The organism is Chryseobacterium sp. VD8, from assembly GCF_037149975.1.
Taxonomy (GTDB): Bacteria; Bacteroidota; Bacteroidia; order Flavobacteriales; family Weeksellaceae; genus Chryseobacterium; species Chryseobacterium indicum.
This window is the reverse complement of record NZ_JBBCQL010000034.1, coordinates 1-21,156: the sequence shown is the minus strand read 5'-3', so window position 1 is coordinate 21,156 and position 21,156 is coordinate 1. Positions and strand designations below refer to the sequence as shown.

Annotated in this window: 8 protein-coding genes; all 8 read right to left on the bottom strand. The window is 38.7% G+C overall.

From position 1 onward, the window contains the following. Positions 1-28 precede the first annotated feature (28 nt). The 8 genes from WFK35_RS06060 to WFK35_RS06025 all read right to left on the bottom strand — a co-directional run bounded on the left by WFK35_RS06060 (position 29) and on the right by WFK35_RS06025 (position 20,286). Positions 29-2,392, bottom strand: a complete 2,364-nt coding sequence (locus WFK35_RS06060) for an MFS transporter (RefSeq protein WP_336731856.1) — start codon at positions 2,390-2,392, stop codon at positions 29-31. 21 nt (positions 2,393-2,413) lie between these two features. Beyond that, complete coding sequence (locus WFK35_RS06055; protein ID WP_336731855.1) at positions 2,414-3,898, bottom strand: glycoside hydrolase family 30 protein; 1,485 nt, start codon at positions 3,896-3,898, stop codon at positions 2,414-2,416. A gap of 227 nt (positions 3,899-4,125) precedes the next feature. Continuing rightward, positions 4,126-5,337 (bottom strand): glycosyl hydrolase family 17 protein, encoded by a 1,212-nt coding sequence (locus WFK35_RS06050; RefSeq protein ID WP_336731854.1) that lies wholly within the window; start codon positions 5,335-5,337, stop codon positions 4,126-4,128. Positions 5,338-5,661: 324 nt separating this feature from the next. After that, entirely contained in the window at positions 5,662-9,084 is a 3,423-nt protein-coding gene (locus WFK35_RS06045) for a hypothetical protein (protein ID WP_336731853.1), read from the bottom strand. A 147-nt stretch (positions 9,085-9,231) separates the two neighbouring features. After that, complete coding sequence (locus tag WFK35_RS06040; RefSeq protein WP_336731852.1) at positions 9,232-10,059, bottom strand: glycoside hydrolase family 16 protein; 828 nt, start codon at positions 10,057-10,059, stop codon at positions 9,232-9,234. Positions 10,060-10,077: 18 nt separating this feature from the next. Then, on the bottom strand, positions 10,078-11,961 hold the full coding sequence (locus WFK35_RS06035; protein ID WP_336731851.1) for a glycosyl hydrolase family 16: 1,884 nt from the start codon (positions 11,959-11,961) through the stop codon (positions 10,078-10,080). An 11-nt stretch (positions 11,962-11,972) separates the two neighbouring features. Beyond that, positions 11,973-15,101, bottom strand: a complete 3,129-nt coding sequence (locus WFK35_RS06030) for a glycoside hydrolase family 2 TIM barrel-domain containing protein (RefSeq protein WP_336731850.1) — start codon at positions 15,099-15,101, stop codon at positions 11,973-11,975. Between the two features lie 562 nt (positions 15,102-15,663). Next, positions 15,664-20,286 (bottom strand): FG-GAP-like repeat-containing protein, encoded by a 4,623-nt coding sequence (locus tag WFK35_RS06025; RefSeq protein ID WP_336731849.1) that lies wholly within the window; start codon positions 20,284-20,286, stop codon positions 15,664-15,666. Positions 20,287-21,156 lie beyond the last annotated feature (870 nt).

Here is a 21,156-nt window from a genome sequence, read left to right as displayed (position 1 = left end):
CTCTTGTCTTTTAGTCTTGTATCTTTTTTTAAAATTTGAATTTTTCATTGGTCCCCCACAATCCCCACGAAGTTCCTGCCCAACCTTCGTAATGGATTTTCCATGATTCGTCGAAAGAAGAGAAATAAAACAGGTTAATTTGTTCTTTTGATGCCCATTTCTGAGCTTCGATGTAGTATCTCATCAGATTTTCCGGAGATGGTTCTGCATTTTGTACCGCTTCGCCTTTACTTGGCCAACCGGTTTCTGCGATGATGATTTCTTTTCCGCCTGCAATTTTTTTGGTTTGATGATACATTTCCTGCAAGTACATTCCTGCGTGTTCTATGGAAGCGCCTTCCCAGAACGGATAACAATTAATTAAAATTTTATCGCTTGCCGCCACCAATTTCGGGTTGTTGATGATTTCATAATACACATCAATGTAGGTTACAGGAACATTCAGCGTTTGATTTTTAACTTGCCCGATGTAACCCAATAAAGTTTCTTCGTTTTGGTCGCCACGGAAAAGCACTTCGTTTCCAACGGCGGCGATATCTAAATTTCCTTCTTTTATTAACTGAATTAAAGACTGAATTTCCTGTTGGTTTTCAGTTTCATCTTTGCCAATCCAAGCTCCCATTAACACTTTGAAGCCCATTTCTTTGGCGATTTTCGGGATATTTTCGTGTCCGTGAGTAGAAGAAAATACTCTGATCCATTGCGTATGAGGTTTTAATATTTCGAGGCGTTTTCTGATCTGTTCTTCGGTGATGAAGTCTCCCGGAAATTGTTTTTCGGTAAAAACGCTGAAACAGATTCCGCTCATTCCGGCTTTGAAAACAGTTGAAAATTCGGTTTTTATACTTTCAACATTGGTATAATCGAAAGTTGGAAAATAATATTGTGAGAATTTTTGTTGAAGCTGCGCTCTGGAAAGTCCGGCAAGGTTCATTCCTTCTAAAACATTATTGGCTCCGTACCCTGAAGGTTTTGGGGCTTTTCTTTTTTCTAACAAATCTCTTACTTCTCTGGCTTTGGCTTCATCTACATCATAATTTTTCATGGTCCAAATGGCAGTCAAAGTTCCAAGAATAGGAATCCCAACAAAGAAAATTCTTAACCAAAACATCGTTTCATCGGTTTGTGTTGCTGCGTTGGATTGAAAAGCAACCAGAGAAAGAATCATCCCACTTAATAATCCCGCAACAGCGGTTCCAAATTTTACCATCCACCAATAAATGGCGCCTAAACTTCCTTCTCTTCTTTTTCCTGTGTTGAGTTCATCAATATCGATTACATCCGAAGTCATCGACATCATTAAGGTAAACAAACTCCCGATTCCGAAGGAGAAAAACGGCAACGCAAACAAAAACAGATACGGTTTGCCCGGAACGAAAAGTAAATACAGTAAAATATAACCCACGATTGAAATGCCCTGAGAAACCAAAAATGCTTTCTTCTTCCCCATTACTTTCGACATTCTTGCTACGATAGGAATGACTGCAACGGTTGTAATAATTGCGCCTACACTTCCGAATAAAGTGGGCCATAATCCAAATCCTTCTTCATTTCCTTTAAACAAATAATATTTGATGATGAAGTAAGAAAATCCTGCTGTAGTCTGAAATGCATTAAATATTAAAAAAGTAGCAATACATATTTTTCTGAACGGTTTAATTTCTACCGAAGCTTTTAATCCTTCTTTTATTTCGCCGAAACTTCCTAAAATTCCTTTCAAATCAATCGGACTGTAGTTTTCATAGAGTGTCGATTTGCTTGGAATAAAAAATGCCGGAATTGCCGCTAAAATGGCACAACCAATAGCAACATAAACCGCCAAAGTTCTCACCGCAACATCACTGGATGGAAATAAGGACTGATCTGCCATGATTACCCAAAACCAAGGTGCAACCACCCAAGCTAACTGACCAATCAACTGAGAAGTCGCCATAATATTGGTACGGTCATGGAAATCATCGCTCATTTCGTAGCCCATCGCTACGTAAGGAATACTGAAAATGGTGAGCCCGGAATAAAAAATAAGTGAGACAATTAAAAAATACCAAAAATTGTAGGTAATGCCGTTTTCAGCATATAATTGCCACATCATCGCAAACGAAATTCCTAAAATAATGGCTCCTGCTAAAACATATTGTCTTCTTCTTCCCCATTTCGATTTGGTATTATCGCTAACATATCCCATAATCAAATCAAACAAAGCGTCATAAAACTTTGGAATAAAATACGTTAAGCCTAACAAAAATCCGCTAAAGCCGAGTTTCTCTACCAATACAACGGTGAAAATCCCGATCATTGCAGGAAACATCTGGTTCGCCAACATTCCCAACCCAAAAGCGACCTTTTGACCGATTGGAACTTTATTCGCTGATTTCTTGATTTGATCTGCCATTTTTCTTGTGTGTTTTTTTAATTAAAAAGTTAAATGAACCGTTTGCAATGCTTTTGCACTGATGCGAATCGGAATTTTTTGATTTTCTAAGGATATTTCGATATTTTTTGCCTGTTCCGATGGATTGAAGATCACCACCGCAACCGAACCGTCAGGATTTTTAGCGGCTGTAATTTTTAAATCGGAATCGGGATTTTCAAAACCAATTCTTACGGCTTCGGGACGAATAAATTTGCTGAAATGCGCCATCGTGTAGTATAAAGGCGTTACATACACTTCGTCTTTTTCGGGATCTACCAAAATCGGTGCGCCACACCAGTTTTTAAACCAGTTCGGACCGCCATTTTTATCCAAAACCATATTCCAATCGATCCAACCATCGACTTGATTGTTCAAGCAACCGATGATGTCTCCTGCGTAACGGAAAACCGGAACGTATTTCGGATGCAGATATTTTTCTTCTTCTTTCGCCCAGTCAAATCCCCAGTCTGTCGCTTCTGCGCTCCAATACCACGAATCATCTTTCCATTTCGGAATATCGCCGTCTATGCAGGCTTCGGTTTGAATTAAGTGTTTTGACGGATTTTTCTGATGCGCGTATTGCAGCTCGTCTTCAAAAATTTTATAGGTGCTATCGTACCAATGAATGGCTGTTCCTGCAAAATATTTGGAAGATTTTTCGGAACGGTACATTTCGTTTACCCAGTTTTTAAGTTCAGAACGGTTTTGGTCGTAGCCGAAAATTTTCACGTTTCCGTAGCCGTCTTTTTCTAATTTCGGACCAAGGAAATTTTCCACGAAATCGGTCATTTCTTTTGGGGTAAACAACATACTTTCCCAGTTTCCGCCGTTTCCGTGGGGTTCGTTGATTACGGTAATTCCCCAGATCGGAATGCCCAGTTTTTTATATTCGGTTAAATATTTTGAAAAATAGAGTGCAAACGTTTCGTTGTATTGTGGCAATAGTTTTCCGTTGATCCACGCATTGTTATCTTTCATCCAAGGTGGTGAAGTCCACGGTGAAGCCAGTATTTTAAACCCATTTTTTGAAATTTTCTGCGCGTCTTTAATCATCGGAACCAAATCGTTCATATCTTCCTGTACCGAAAAATGTTTCAGTTCTTTATCGTCTGCAACCGGAGCGTAGGTGTAATGTTTCAGAGAAAAATCGCAGGAAGCAATCGTGGTTCTGGTTAAAGAATAATTGGCTCCATCTTCCCCAAAATACAATTGCAACACTTTTTCCCGATTTGCTTTGCTTAATTGGTTGAGCAAATACGCAGAACTTTCGGTAAAAGCGCCACCAAATCCCGTAATTTTTTGGAATTTCTGTTCGGGATTGAGTTTAATTTTAACTGAATTTTCAACAGGCTTTCCTGCAATTATTTTCGTTAACTGATTTCCGCTTGCCGAGGTTTCGTAGATGTCTGTCTTCCACGATTTTTGAGATTGACAACTCATCATCAAACTGGTTATTAAGGCGATATGTAGGATTTTTGTTTTCATATTTATTTAATTTTCTTTTGTCTTGAAACAAAAGAACCAAAAGTTCAAGACTGGAAACTCGGCTAAAATTTTAAAATACTTCCTAAAATTTCCAAAACTCGCGCGATAGAAAATTTTGGTTTTAAAACAAGATCTTGGCGCGCTCAAACAGTGGAAATTTCTTAACGGAATTATTTCAAAATTTCTTAACGCCTCCGTTTCCTAGGTCGGTTTTCATATCGTTATTATCATTTCGGTTCCAACAATTGTTTTTCAAATTCGCGGTGTGGAGGCATTTCGACAGAATCTAACAATCGTTTCAGATTTCCGTTAAAGGTTTTCTGAATGGTGTTTCCGTCCCGTTTTAGTTTTTTAAAAGCGCCTTCATCCACCAGATTCCAAACTGCATATTTTGCATTTCCGTCAACGGTAAACAATCCGAAATGATTTTCCGAGCCGCCTGAATTTCCGGCATCTTTCCAAGGCTCATCAAACGCTTCAAAATAGAAACAGGAAATTCCCGCTTCATTCGTCCAATCCCGCATTTTGTGGTAGAAAACTCCGGCTTTGTATTCGTCTACTGCTTTAGAATCGTTGCTTCCGTACAGCTCATTGGAAAATGTTGCCCAACCGGTTTCTCCGATGTGAATCGGTTTTTCTACGCCCAAACTTTGCATATATTTTTTTACCGAATTGTACTGCGATTTTGCGTAATTCACGGAACGATTCATCGCCAAATCCAGTTGTTTTTCTTTGGAAAATTGAAATTCATCTTCCGAAATTCCCCAAAAAATCGGGTTGTAATGCGTGTCGTGCATCGGATAGGTGTGCATCGAAATATAATCCACTGCTTTGATTAATTCATTGAGCTCTTTAGTGTGATATTCTTTATCACCACCGCCCCAACTTGCAAAATTGTCGGAACTAGTAATCCATAAATCTTTCGGCAATTCTCCTTTTTTCTTTAAATCCTGTAAATGATTCACCCATTTCAAAATCACGGAAGGCTGCACGTAATATGCCGTTGCCCATTTTACCATCGCTTCGTTTCCTACTGCAATCACTTTGATGATTTCCGGATATTCGTTCGCCAATTCTACAGCGTGTGCAATTTCAGAGGCGTTTCTTTCGCTTTCTTCGTTGTGATTGGGTTCAAAACCTGTCCACGCATTTTTACAGTCGATCCACGCTCCGAGCATTACATACATTTCAAATTCAGGATTTTCCTGACGCAATTCTTTAATCGCTTTCAGCACATTTACGGCTTCCGGAAGATGTACATTATACGTTCTGATGATTTTCACCCCCATCGCCGAAAGAATTTTCATATCTTCTTTCAACTGCGAAACGGTAGGTTGTACTCTTCTGGAATTGGTTCGGTAACCGCCGTAAGACATCGCTAAATAATTGGGATTTCCCAAAATTTCGGATGCACTTTTATTTTTGATTGTGTTTTGCATACTGTTACACGACATTAAATAGGTCAAAATAAGGATTGGTATTACACGGAATAATTTCATTAATCATTGAAATTTTTTCATTGTTGTCCGATAAAAGAATTTTCACCTCAACCATTTAAATGTTTATGAGATAGATTAACAGGTCGCTCCTACGGAGCTTTGCACTCACGCTTCCATTTTCTATTAACAGTACGACCCTAAAGGAGCAGTATTAAGTCCCATCGGGACTTACTGTTAATAGGAAATTTGTATTCTTCGGTAAAAAGCTCCGTAGGAGCGACCTGTTAATTACATTTTTTTATCAGACAATAATTATTTTTTTCGTTATTTCAACTGTTCTTTTCTAATTCTTACTTTAATCAAAGAGATTTTTCCGTTTCTTTTGAAGATGTTTGCGGAATCTTCTTTGCTGATGATAAGTTCGTTCATCGTTTTTACCTCATCGTTTTCGTCAAAAATTTCCAAGCCTCCGTTTTCTGAAATTTTGTAGATCACAGGAACTTTACATTTGGTGAAAAACAAAGCATTTTCGGGTAATTTCAGTGATGAAGCATTGGATTTTACATCAAAATATTCGATGGTTTTTTCTTCGGTTAAGAACTCTTCTTTTCTTAGTAAATCGGGCTTAAACTGCAATTGTCCGTCTTTTACCACGATTCCCAATTCTCCGAAACGGCTCAGCAAATCTTCTTTTACCTGTCCCGTCATTCCCGGTTGTTGTGCGCCTTTTCCAAATGGCGTGTGCGAATACGCATCGGTTGGAAATGCACCATACAATTCGGGAGATTTGTGGACGCCGATTCCTGCGTTGATTTCATAGAAATGTTCCAGTAATCTTCCCACGGTTTCGGGTGAAGCATTTTCATTGATGGCTTTTTGGCAGACTTCCATTACAGCTAACAATAATTTGGAAACCATATGCCAATAAATGGAGCCTAAACCTTCGTAGCCGTAGAATGTTCCGCTTCTTCCTGTAAATTCTTTATGGTTAAAAACTTCTTCAAAAATTCCTAAAATCAAGACTTTTTCCTGATTTTCAACCTTTAAATCATCTAAAGCTGATTCTAGATCTCCTGCATTTTTGAAATTTCCATTGAAATGATAATTTCCTAACACATCTTTTTCGATGATTTGGGTATTTTTTTCGGAAATCAATTTTTGAAGCAATACTGATTGCTTGACCAAATTTTCCGGAATGCTGTTTCTTTCTAAAAATCCTTTCAGTTCCTTATTTGGATACAATAAATAACTGTACTGATCTTCGCGGAATAAAGCCGAATTTTTCAGTGCATCCAAAACTTTTAAGGCTTCTTCGGAGGTGAGAAATTGAGAACTCAACACGGCAACCTGTCCTTCCAACATTTCGCTGAGATACGAAGTCGCAACGGATTTTTCATTGGAAGTCATCAAATTATAGGCGTGATACAAACCGTCTTTTCTTTCGTTGGCTTTGATGGAATGTTCCAAAAATTGCAACGAAAGGTTGGTAAATCGTTGTAAACCGTCCAAAGAAACGGTTATTTTTTTACCCCAAAATCCTTTCTGATATACGTGATTTCGGTATTCCGAAGCGGCTTCGCCGAACACATCGAGGATTTTTTTGCGGTCTTCGTTGCTGATATTTCCTTCCAACAAATGAAGATTTTCCTGAAAACCTTCTCGTATTTTTTTGTAAAAATCGACCAGTTCGCTGGAGATTTGTACGTTTTCCAACGCCGAATTTTCAAAAACAGCCTGGAAGAATTTCATCATTCTTCGCAGATAATACAGCGTGACCATCGAAACACCGTTTCCAACCAAAGCGTTGTTGGCATCGTTCCATTCCGGACGCTGTGTGTTCATCCAGATGCCGCCTTCCAAAATGAAATTGGATAATTTGGCGAGAATGGTTGCGAGTATTTTTTCGGTGAAATTCACCTTCAAAACGTCTCCGTTTTCGTCACAGAGCAAAGCACCGTCTGCTCCGATTTCTTTTCTTCTTTTGTGAATTATTGAGTCCAAATCGAAATCAAAATCAATGGTATCTTTCGGATTTTTCAGGATTTCGGTGTAAGATTTTATTTTATACGGAACATTCGCATACACGAAATATTCTTTGTCTAAAAGTGTTTCTAAAGAATTTGGGAAATAATTTTCGGCAAATTCTAAAAACTTCAACAGATAAATGATCTGATGATCGCCCCAATATCCGATGTAACTCCAAGGATCGTCGGCTTCTATGGTTTCCCAATCGAAACCGTCTTTGGTTACCCGGTACGGATTGTAGCCATCAAAAGTTGTAGCATTGAGGAATTTAAAAATCATTCCTTCGATAAAGTACGGATAGGAATGCGCTAAAGCTTCCCAATTCTGGAAAATATCTCTCCAGTTTCCTTCGTAATCGAGGATTTTAGAACCCTCGATTTCACTTCTGGTATTGATGGAAAATTTGTTCCACGGACGGGAAGGATCACCGTGACGACGCGAAAATTTGAGCGGTAAATATTCTTTAGCCAATCTTATGAAATCAGCATCTTCTGTATTTTTTAACGATTCATTTAATTCAAAAAGACTAAATTTTTCTGGAAGATTATTTAAAATTCCTTTTGAATGATTGAATATATTTTGATTCGCTTTTTCTAAATATTTGGAAAAATCCCACTTTTCGATGGTGTAATTGTCATCAAAAATTCCACCACGCATAATGTTGAACAACGTGTTGGAAAAATGACGGCTGTCTCGCAGATCGTCTTTGGTAAACTGCAATCCATCGGCAGAAGCGACTAATTTTTTGAGATTTTCAGTGCCTAAATCAATATCTTTTTGGATAGTTGAAGCAAGATTTTTTTCGTTTTTAATGCGTTCAATCCAACTGATTACATTGGATTGAGACTGGTTAACATTGGCGATAAACCACCATTCTTTCTCATCATTTGTGTTTAGTTCTAATTCCTGCTGAATAAAATAGGCTCCTTTTTCGCCTTTAATATCGTTTTCCTGTGTAATTTTTTCGCCTTTTCTGAAATTTTTCATCTGAAGTGAAGACAGCAAATACGTTGGATTTTCAGTCCCAATAGAGAAAACGGTGTTTGCTTTCAAAGCTTCACTTGGTTCTGCTTTATCCACGATAATGGCACTTAATGCGAAAATTCCGAGTCCGGATATTACGTCAAGTTCGGTACGTTTGTAGGCATCGCCCAAATTGCTGACACGGTTTTGCAAATCGCTTCCGATTCCGTACGGTAAAATATTTTGCAATCCGTCTAAAACGGTTATATTTTGATTTCCAGCCGCTAAATTTTTGATTTTAGATTTTTTGATGAACCCAAATTCGCTGCTGTTATTCCACTCGTAGGAAAAAGCGAGTGCTAAATCGTGGTTGACTTCTTCAAAAATAATCTTGTTTCCGAATTCGTTTTTATAGACATTTCTCGAAGTGTGAAATTGCGCTTCATTGCGAACGGAAAAAGGTTCCCAAACGATAATTTCCTCTTTTTTATGAATCTGAACCATCGTTTTGCTTCCGGTAATTTCTGCCGATTCGGTTATTTTATCATCGGTGTAATACGGAAAAAGGGCAAATTCTGAGTTTTTTCTCCCTGCGGAAAGTCCGCCATTGCTGGAAACGAACATCCAATGATTGGAATCGCTGACGATGGTCATAAAAAACGGACGCAACGTTTCGACATCGGAGATTTTAAAAAAAACTTCGTGGTTGATTTTTACTGTTTCTAAAGAAGGTTCGATATGGGAAATCGTGGATTGCATTAATGAAATTTTGATGAATTATTTTTGAATTTGGTTTGTAAAGCCCTTCCGAAGGAAAAATTTCCTTCGTTAAAATGGTATAAAAATGTTGTTTTATGGGGAAACCTCACAGGTTTTAAAAACCTGTGAGGTTTTCTGTTTGAAAAATTATTTTGCTTTGTAAACTCTTACATAATCGATGTACATACTTTGCGGAAAAGAGGTGCTGTCCGTTGGAAATCCTACGAAGTTCCCTCCCACTGCGACATTAAGAATCAGGAAAAAAGGATGATTGTACACCCACTCTCCGGAAACATCCGAAGATTTTACCCGATGATAAAGATATCCGTCTACAAAAAAGTCTATCTGGTTTTCCTGCCATTCTACGCCAAAGACATGAAAATCCTGATCGAATCTGGCATTCTGCAATCCATACGCTTTTGTTTTTGCATTTCCGCCGGAATATCCTGGACCGTGAAGCGTTCCGTAGACCACATTCGGGATATGCCCTTTCAGTTCCATGATGTCTATTTCTCCGCACTGCGGCCATGTTACGGTATTTACATTATCACCCAACATCCAGAAAGCAGGCCAGATTCCGGGACCGTAAGGCGTTTTGATTCTGGCTTCAATTTTTCCGTAAGCATGGGAGAAAAGTCCCTGCGTTTTTACCCTTGCTGAGCTGAAAGCATTGCCGTTTTTTCTTGCGGTAATTACTAAATTTCCATTTCCGTCTAAAGAAACATTATTGGTGGAATTGGTATACGACTGCAATTCCTGATTTCCCCATCCGTTGTCTCCGTTTCCTAAATCGAATGTCCATTTTTTATTATCCGGAAGACTTCCCGCGGTACCATTAAATTCATCGCTCCAGACCATCTCAAAGTTTCTTTCGGGCAATGTCTGTACAGATTCCTGATCGCATGCACTCATCGAAAACAGAAATGCAGGAACAGCCAGAAGTTGTACAATTTTATTTTTAGGTAAATATTTCATAATTGTTCTTTTAAAATTTTAGTTGTGGAAATAAATATTATCAAAGAAAATATCTCCGTTTCCATCTACTTTGAATTGAATAATATTGCTGAGTACTACCGGAGAGAAGGAAGAAAGCGGGATGTCCACACTTTTCCAGCCATTGGTATTGGCACCAATTCCGGAAGGAACGGAAAGCGCGTACGCTTTTTCTACAGGTCCCGGACTGATGAGATAGAAATTAAGATTAGTAGAATTGGCAGTATAATAGTCTATATGAACATACCCGTAAGAAGAAACGTTGAGCGGGCTTGCAAACTGGGTTCCCTGATAGTTTAAACCTGCATATTTCAACGTATTATTTCCGGCAATCGCTGTTTGGGAAACGGCGGTACTTTGTCCCCAGTTCGGATTAAAATCTGTTCCCGAAACGTTGGTATACGAGTCACTGAAAACAGACAATACACCGGCAGCAGGAAGAGTTGGTACAGGTGCAGCCGCAGTTGGCGTTGCAGGAATAATACTTCCATCATTATAATAATAGATATTATCTGCATAAAAACCGGAAATATTGGTTCCCACAAAAACTATTTGCCCGATATGCGCTTTTGTACTAAGCCCTGTAAACTGAGTAAGTTTAATATCAAAACTTTTCCAGACCTGAGAAGCTAGAGAAGTTCCGGCAATGGTATATTCACCCGTTTTATCATCACTTCCTCCATACACTCCGTCTGCTCCGAAATCTACCACCTGAATTTTTAAATTAGCTCCGGAAGCAATAGCATTGGGAAAATAGAAATCGAAATGTAAAGTAGACATCAAACTGGCATTTACTGTCGGGTTGCTGGACTGTATTCCCACAAAATTAAAATTGGTATAATTAAGGACGTGGTCATTATTCACTGTAAAATCAGCCGATTGTGTGGTCTGATATGGAGCCCAGTATCCGTTGTAGTAATCTACAGGAACATTGGTATAGGCATCACTAAAAATAGAAATGACTTTATTGGAAGGCTGTGTAGGTACAGGCGCATGAACAAAACTTCCTGAAGAATTAATGGTAAGGCTTCCATTTGCTGTATTACCGCCTAAAGTAGCCGTAATAACGGAGGAACCGGATCCTATTGTGTTTACATTTCCAAGCTGATCTACCGAAGCTACTGCTGTATTGGAAGATTTAAAATTGAAATAATACGGAGTAAGATTCACCGCCTGTGTTGCTCCGTTTGGCATACTGTAAGCGGCGGTAAGTCCGTCGATTTTATTATTTACACCTACAAATGAAGTGATCGTTTTATTGTTTCCGTTCAGGATGGAAGCTGACTGATAGGAAATGGTTCCGAGCTTTTCGAATTTCACCTCATCTACCCAGAATGTATATCCTTTGTTGTTTTCCGGACCTTCGGAATAGAAAAACATTCCTTTTTCCATTTTTAGTTTTGAAGGATCAGGAATCGGGATGATTACTTTTTTCCAGTTGGTATTTACCGGAAGTGCGGAAAGGGAAACCTGATATTTGTTTTCGCCGAGATCATTCCCAAAACCAATCACGTCTATATTGGCAGCCTGAGTTGCTTTGATCCAGAATGTTAATGCATTGTAGTCTGAAAGATCTCTTCCAACGGAAGTGTAAAAAGATCCTCCTGCGTAAGCTCCTTCGGGACTTCCATAATCCGGAACGGCAAATTTCATGGAAGTGGTTCCTGAATATTTTACCTGGGTGTCTACATCAAATGCTTTTACATCCGATCCTCCGAATGCCGAATAATTCAGTCCTGAACTGAAGGCATCTATAAAAACTTCCGGATTTTTGGAATATTCTGCCGGTTCAAGTTCGCTGATGTCTCTCTGACAGCCAAAAGCAACTAAAAGTGAAGCACTTAATATTACTCTTGTAAATGTATGTTTAAATATATTTTTCATTTTTGTACAAGTTATTTACCGATGTTGATTTGAATATACGTTCTTATCTCCCATTCGTTTCCGTTCGGGAACCCGATTGCGGTAGGATCAGGAACCCAGTTTCCGGCTCCGTTAATGGTATATGTAGGGGCGTATCTCGGAGAATACTGATCTAAAGTTCTGTACGTCCCGCGAACTCCGATTCTTGTTCCCGGAAGAATCCACCATTCCGGTTTTCCTATTTCAAGGGAGAGATCTCCCATGAGCTGCATCGGGAAGGTAAGGTTATAATCTCTGTGGTAATCGTAAGGTCCCCAGTCGTTCAGTTTGAATGCAGTTACAAATTTTAATTTTTTGTAAATGGTTCTCAGCTCCAGTCCGAATCTTTCGATTTTTCTGGTATCGCTTCCATTCGCCTGTGCCGTTCCGCCGTAAATATTAGCTATCACTCCGAAGTCTGAGCTCACTTTAGAAACAATTCTGGCATTGGCTTCCCAAAGATTGGCTGCCGGTGCAGCTCCCGGAAATGCGAACGTGGTTCTTCCGTCCGGTAAAATTCCTATTGCAGCATCCTGTGTTGTCGGCAAATGTCTGTATACAAATCCTGTACTGAATGCAAATGGTGCATCTTCTGTTTTATCGCTGTCCCAAGCATACATCCATGTAGCCGGAGTAGGATCATACGTGAAAAGAATTTCTCCTGCGGTCTGCTCGCGGTTTGCTCTTACCACAAAAGGATCTTCCAGTATGTTTCTTGGTCTTCCTGGTGCAGGTGCATTTGCCGGAACCGGACCTTCGATCGGCTTCTGCCAAAGGAAATTAGGCGCAATCTGGAAATTCCCGATGTTGTAGGTAAATCCTGAAAGGACGTTATACTGGTTTCCACTTCCGCTGTCTTTTAGTCTCCATCCGGTAAAGGTTTGCGTGTAATCTGCTCCTCCATTGGCAACCAGCCCCATCATCGCTCCCTGAGCGTACCAGTTGAATTTTCCGCCGGTGTAGGTAAATTTGGCTTTCCCCCCCCAATTGTCTTTTCCGCTGATCTGATCCTGATAAATGTTTCCGTCTCTGTACAGCTGGAATGTTCTTCCGTTAAGCGGCTGTCCGCCCCAGATTCCTCCCAGATCAATTCCGAAGTTTCCGAATTTTCTCTGAACCGCAAACGTTACTCTTCTGGTTTTAGGTTGCGGAATGGCAAATGAACTCTGCGTATCTCCTCTTTGATCAAGATCTTCATGATAGATTCCTGTAAGATCGAATTTTCCTGCTTTTCTTGAGTATTTTACCAATAATGCAGGATTCGCTCCCCACCAGAGTTCTGGTCCGAAAGCTACTTTCAGCCCGTTGATTTCTTTTTTTCCGGTGAATTCAAAACCGAAAGGTGCCTGTCCATTGTAGATGTCCATATTAGGACCATAATTGGCTTCAGGATACAAACCGAAAATATCGCCTTCATATCCCCAATGGTAATGCCCTGTTCTGTAGAATCCGTGGAGATCAAAGTATTTCTGATTCCAGGTATAACTTGCATTGTAGACCTGAATTCTGTTGAGATCTCTCATTGTGGTTGTGGTTCCGTCTGCATTCATTACCTGAATGGCTCTTCCCCTGTTTTCATAAAATATCTGATCAATAGGATTTTCTGCCACATTTCCCAGAATATTAAAATTCACATTGGCTCTCATATTGGCAGTCGGGTTTCCTTCTACTCCAACGTAATAAGATTCCATATGATCAAAACCCTGTCTGTTCGGATAGGATGTATAGGCATCAGTTTTCTCTTTCGGTGTTGTGATGAGACTTCCTCCTGTACTGAAGGTTGAAAAATCTGCTCTCAGATTGCTTATTCTGATGAGATCATTGCTTTCTCCTTTCAGAGCAGCCTTATCTCCTCTTGCTCTAAGGCTTGCATCGGTAATGTTGATGTCATTGAAATAATTTTTAACGGCACCGGAAGATTTCATCTGGGTACTTTCGTAAGGATTGTACTGATGAACCTGTTTTAAAGTATAATATGCACTTCTGGGATACAACTGGTAATGTCCTGTAGCATCTGTTTTTCCTTTGGCGCAGATCCCGAACCATTCTTCGTTCATGTTGTTTTCGCCTTTCCGGTAATCTCTGATGTATCCTCCGTTACTCCATGAAGCATTGGTATTGTGTACATCCAGATCTTCGGTCTGTTTGTATTTCCACCAGCCATCGCTAAACTGGAACGTAAATCCTCCCAGAGCATTTCCTGCTTTTCCCATACCGGCTGCATTTTCATAAATTTCCTGCCAGTTTCCGAGCAGGTAATACGACTGTGCATCCTGATCTTCTTTTTGAGAAAGTTCGTTAAAAGAGTCTGCCCCAAATTCGGTGAAAAGTACCGGTTTTCCGTATTCTGTTTTTACTTTCAGGAAAAGATCGCCAAAAGAAGCACCGCGATAGACATTGGTTCCGAAAATATCTACATCTTTACATTCTTTGGCAATGATATCTAAGAAAAGGGTATCTCCGTTACACAGGGCAATTGGATGACCGGAATCTACGGATTTCATTTCCAGAGCTGCCTGATTAAACAGCTTGTACATGGCAACTGCTTTCTGGGTAGATTTTCTGTCTTTCACCGGAATGTCTTCTGTCTCTGCTCCTTCCCAGAATAAACCATAATTGTTTTCGTTTCCTAAAAGGTAAAGCAAAAGTCCCGGTGTATTTTTATACTGCTCTGCAAGTTCTTTTGCTTCTTTCAGTAAAAGCTCCTGTGTTGCAGGATTTGCATAATCTGTATTTACTACCCAAGATCCGTTAACGGTAAGACCATATCTTCCGAAGGAGTGATTGAGCATAGTGTAAATTCCGTAATTTTCGTAGATGTAGGTAATCCATTTTGCAGGAATTCCGGTGTAGATTCTTACGGTATTTACGCCCATATTTTTCAGAAGTCCCATTTCATCATCCAAAGCTTTTTTGATGAAATCATCGGACTGCTTCCAAAGGGAATAGTTGTAATTGGTTCCGACAGGATAGTAATCCCAATTCATTCCGTTTACAATGAAAGGCTTCCCGTTTACTTCTAATTTTTGTCCGTCGGCATTATTCGCCACCTCAACTTTTTGTGCCTGAGCGTGGGAAAGATGAGCGCCGATACAGGCCAAAAAAAATAATATTCTTTTCATTATATATATAATTTTCTATTCAGGTTTATTATTCATAGGGATATAAAATCTGTTCATGAATCATTTCTGCCTAAATTAAAAATGTTAACAATTAGTTCATAAATAATATGTATATACATTTGATATACATATTTATAATATTGATTATCAAATATTTAATCAACAAAACACAATACGTAAAATCATTTTTATGCAGAAAGATGAGCTTATTTTTAAGCAATTGAATTATGAATTATTTAACATTTTATATCAGTTAATCCTAAAATTTTTAACCTTAAATAAATATTCAACTGTAAAATATGCTCTGAAAATTTTCACACTTTTAAGAATTTTGAACCGCAAACCCGCAAAGTATTTTTATGATATTTCTTTTTCAGAAATAAAATTCTTTAAGAAATTATTGAACTGATATTACAATTTCTAAGCGTTATCAGATTTAAATGCACTGCCTTTTTTAATGCAAAAAAAACCATTCGATCTCTCGAATGGTTTAACATGAAAACATTGTACTCTGCCATTTTAAAACTGACTTGGGATGCAGAGTTGGGAAAACTAAGTATTATTATTCTCTATATTTAACCACCATTTTCTTTGTATAAGATTTATTTTCAGAATCTGTAACTTTCAGTAAATAGTAACCTTTGATTTGTAATGGAAGGTCGATTCTTACTTCTTCTGAAGGACTGAAATTCTTTTCCAGAATAAGCACTCCGTTAACATCAATAACTTCAGCTCTTATTATTTTCTTTCTTGTATATTCCGCACCTTTTCTGTGTTCCAGTCTTATAAATGCCACATCGTTTACAGGATTCGGATACAGATGGACTACTGTCATTTCCTGTTCCTGTGCTTTAGACTGGATGGTATTGGTTACCGTATTGGTTTTCAGAAGATTTTCATCATCAAATGCAATAGATGCACTGTTTTTAATTTTCGTATCTTCTTTTAATCCTTTTTTAGGCAGGATTGAGAAGGTAACATAGCCCTGAGATCTGTCTGAGTCTACTGAAGTAGAGGGTAAAAATATATTTTCCAGTTTAAACGTAATCTTGTTATCTATAATTTCCGCAGATACGTTATCATGACTTGCCGATACCAGTTTAAAGGTATTGATGTCTAATTCCTGCGGAATTGCATCTATAATCGATACATTCTGAGTAGCAAAGTTTCCTACGTTCTCAAATCTGATGGTATAAGTAAGCATCTGATCCGGCAGTATATATCCTTCTTCTCCATACCCCTTCGGATAAACCAGAATATCATTAGGATCTATAGCTCCGTATACGTTGTAATTTTGCATCAACAGGTTATCGTCTAAATTACAGTCTGCAGATGGATTTACAATTTCTCCTTTAAAATCTAATTCATCTCCCACTAAAACGGATGCATCTGTACCGGTCATAAAACTAATTATTTTATTGCCAAAAGGATTCAGAGATCCCACGCTCCAGGAATATCGCGTATAGTTTTTTGAGTTTGCCACAAAACTTTCCTGCTGCGCAATTGGTGAAGACGGACTGATAATATTTACAGATGAAGGTATTGTAAAGTTTATAATGCTTGAATTGGATGTATTTCTGGACTGATTGCTCACCACAATTTTGAACTGATTATTGGTATATCCTTTACGGATAGCAGTTCCTCCCATATTTATTTTTAAATCTGTATCGTTACAGGTTGACGTTGCAGCGATAAATATTTTTTGGGAAGGCTGATAATTGGTCAGATCAAAAACTTTAGACCCTGCACTTAATCCGTTTTCTTCTAAGATTTTCAGCTCCACATCATTCTGTGTCGTATAGAAACAGAAGGTTCCGTTATCACTGGAGTATACTTTGGCATTCGTAGGCACCACTTTAATAGCCGCTCTTGAAACGGTAGGTTCGCTGTCCTGCTTCACGCCATCATTATTGCTGTCGAAATAAACGATACCGGAAACTTTTGTCTGCTGAGGTTCTACGATTTCGAGTATTTGGTTCGCAGAAACATTAGTCAGCTTCTGAATGATTCCGCTTGCCCATTTAACGGTGATCGTATTGATGGTTGCTGCGTTTCCTAAACCAAAATGCTGTGTATAGCTGCTTTGTCCTCCAAATCCGCTCTGGCTGTTTACTTCTCTCATCTGTGTTTTGCTGCCTGTTCCTACAAATATTTTTGTACCGATGGCAGAACCATTGCTTTCAGTGGCTTTCAGATTAATTTCTAACCATTTGTTGGTATTTCCGTTATTGACGAAAATATGGTTTTTCTGATTAGAATGGGTTGCCACGGCAAGATCCAGATCGCCGTCATGATCGTAATCGCTCCATGCGTGTCCGAAAGAAAGTCCGAAATTATAGGTAATCGCTTCGTCTCTGTTTTCAGTAAAATTTCCGTTTCCGTCGTTAATGTAAAGGAATTTTCTGATTCGGTCATTGGTAACAAATAAATCTAAATCTCCGTCATTATCTATATCTGCAAAGCTGCATCCGTGAGAACTTCCTCCCTGATTAACAATAGAATTGGTAATTTTCTGGAAGTTACCGTTTCCTAAATTTTTATACAGGAAATTGGTTGTACTGTTAGAATTGGTAACAAAAAGATCCAAATCGCCATCGTTATCTATATCTCCCCAGCAGCTTCCTACAGATTTTCCGCCTTCCTGATTGATGATATTATTTTTCTTGGAGAAGGTTCCGTTTCCGTCGTTATGGAATAACGAATTTTTATTTCCGCTGCCATTAGGAACGAATAAATCCATCAGTCCGTCCTGGTCATAATCTGCCCATGTTGGTCCAAGAGAAGAATTGGCTTCCAGCGGAATGGCATCTGCCTGCTCTTTTACAAAGCCTCCGCTGCCTGTATTTCTGTGCAGCTCATTGTATTTTGTAGGGAAATAATTACACATAAATACATCTACTTTGTTATCATTATCATAGTCTGCAAATGCTCCTCCATGATAATAAGAAACATCCTGAGTAAAAGATTTGGTATTGTCTGCGACTAATGTACCGTTGTCGTTTCTGTAAAAACGGTTGGGATTTCTTGTATTATTAAGAACCAATAAGTCTTCATCTCCGTCATTATCCACATCTGCCCATGTATTACTCATAGAAATACCGTCTTCAGGTAAAACCTGTCCTGCTGTAAAGCCTCCGGTTTTATTATTCATAAAGATTCGGTTAGGCGCTGTAAGTCCCATATCTGTAATATAGATATCATCATATCCGTCATTATTGATGTCTACCCAGCTGATGGTCCATGAGTTGGAGGTGTAAGAATCAAATACAGGATCTTCCAGACGGGAAAATATAAGTTTGGATGTATTGGTTGTCTGTACAGATACGGAATTAGCAATGGTTGACTGCTGCGTTTCTCCGTTCACTTTTCCTGTTACCACGGTTTCAACGGTAGAGTTAAGGGTAGTTCCTACCAATTCTCCGTTATTGGCACCTACAGTTGCCACAACTTTAGTTTCAATCTGATACGTAGAGTTAGGCTGTAAAGTAGGCAGGTTATTGTATTCTACTTTTGTTTTATCATTAAGCTCTGTAATAACCCCCTGTGTCTGAGACTGATTGGGATTAATGATTTTCGATTCTACTACTTTAAGACCTTCCTGTACGATAACTTCCACCGAAGGATTGGTTACTTCCCCGCCCGTTTTAACCTGAGAAACTACGGTTGCCTGTTCGGTCGGGATAAGTGCATCATCACTTACATTGCTTGTCTGGGTAAAAGAATGTTCCAGCGAGCTTCCGGTATAACACATCCAGTTATCGTTGAAATTACTGTTCATCACTGCAATGTCATTATTACTTTCCACGATCAGATAAGGTCTTTCGGGTCCTGACGCTGTACCTGTTCCGTTATAAAATGCCTTCCATTCATTTAGACTTATGGAGCAGTCTGCATATTTCTCGGGGGTTATAGTAAATGTTTTACTAAACTTTGTTCCGTTGGTTAAAGCATCTTTTACAGTAACGGTAGCCCCTGTTTTTGAAAATAAATACAGGTGAGAAAAAGAACCGTTATACTTGGATCCTGTTAAAGGATTGGTTACATTGGTTTCATTTCCGGGAGGAGCAATATATGTAAGGAATTTCTTTCCTGCTGTGGTTCCGCTTTCGGAAGAAACCATTGTCGCCATGTCGGAGGTTCCCGGAGAGCCGGTTTCAAACCAGTTTCCTTCAAAAACAGAAACTTTTTTTCCTGCGGTGCAGGTAACTCTGAACACGGTAGGATAAGAAACATTCCCACTGGTTTTTCCTACCCAGTCTCCCGCCGCTAATCGATTGAGAGAGAAGGTTTGTACAGGTACCCAGTTTCCGTTTACAAAACGATCCAGTTTCACGGTATTGGTATTGTCCCAGCTTACGATCCTGATTTCCTGTTCGCCTCCCGCCTGATAAGGAACCGCGAAATACATCAGTTCTCCGGAAGAACTTCCATTGGATGTGGGAACATATCCTCCTCCGTCCCGCTCATTCCCGAATAAGGCTCCGTACTGCATGGTTACGGGCTTATTGGCGACAAGCATATAGGTTTCTCCCGAAATCATCACATCCCTTCCTTCCGGAAAGCTGTAAATTAAATCCTGACCGACGTTCAGTGTTTTGGAAAAAACTTTAACGGGATTTTCGGCATCAACATCGGTAAAGCCTGTATTTGTTTTTGCCTGAGTAGAGATTTTGTAAAAGTCTACTACCGTATTGTTCTGGTAAGCAAATACATTAATATCTCTGTTAGAAGAGGTAATCATGGGAGCATAAACAATAAATTTTTGTCCGATAGAACTTTTATCCACACTCGGAACCCAGTCATGCTGCCAGTCGCTGTTTGTACTTTGGGAGGCATATACCAGTTTATTGGATTTTACAATAAAATAGTCTCCGTCCCATTTTAAAACGCCGCCGGAGGCGTATCGGGCATCATCGTTAATCCCATTGTCTTTAATATAGAGGACGTAACTCTGTCCGGCTTTCAGTACTCCGGTTTTAGAATCGTCCGTGTCTCCGTCTGCGCCATCATCAATAATATTAAATTCCGTATCGTCGTATATGGCAGTTACGACCAGACAGACATTTCTTTGTACAGCATCATTATTCGGAGGAACATAAATTTGAAAGTAAGTTGAGGGCTCCCCTGTTGCATAGAGATTATTTACCCCTAAAAAAAGAATAAATAAAAAGAATAAATTTTTCATACTTGCTGTTATTTTAGGTTAACATACCGTAATCAACAAATATGCTTTTTCTAAAAACTAACTGATTTACAGCAACTTAAATCTCATACCAAATAAAAAAAATTTCCAAAATAAAGAATTTGTTTCATTTTTTGGAATTTTAAACACCTTATTGCCGGAACAAAACTTTTTACTGCGATAAGAGTCAGAAAATCAGAATGAGGAATTAAATAAAATCTTAGTATTATTAAAACTTTTTGTGTAAAAGTTCTTTATTAACACCTCATCCTGGATTAGCAGTTTATATTAAATGATACGAAAAGTCAGAGAAAAGTCAGAGAAAACACAGGTTAAACTCCCTTATTAACATTTCAAAATCAATCACTTAAATACATATCCATTTCCAAATAATGGAAACATGAATTGAGAAGGTCTTTAGAAACAGATTTGCTTCAATCTATAATTTATTTTTACCATTAAGATTAAGCCTCGTTTGTTAAACTCATTTTAAATTTAACTGCAAAAGAGACAAAGACTTTATTGAATTTATTTGAAGTATTTCAAAAGTATGCAAAGAGAAAAAATCTTTGATTTTTTTAAACTTATGTGCTCTTTTTCCATTTGAGTATTAAACTTAAACTACTAAAGTGTTAAAATCTTTTGCATCTTTTGCGGTAAAAAAGTTTAGACAAGTTTAAGCGCCTGTTAAATATTGCTAAATAAAAGGTTTACAGCTTTTCTTAACTTTCTCAATTAAAATAAACTACGGGCGGAGCTAAGCGGAGCCCGTAACCCAAAAGGATGCCGTTTCTATCGGAGCTAAGTAATGAGTAATGAGTAATGAGTAATGAGTAATGAGCAATGAGCAATGAGCAATGAAAGATAATTGAT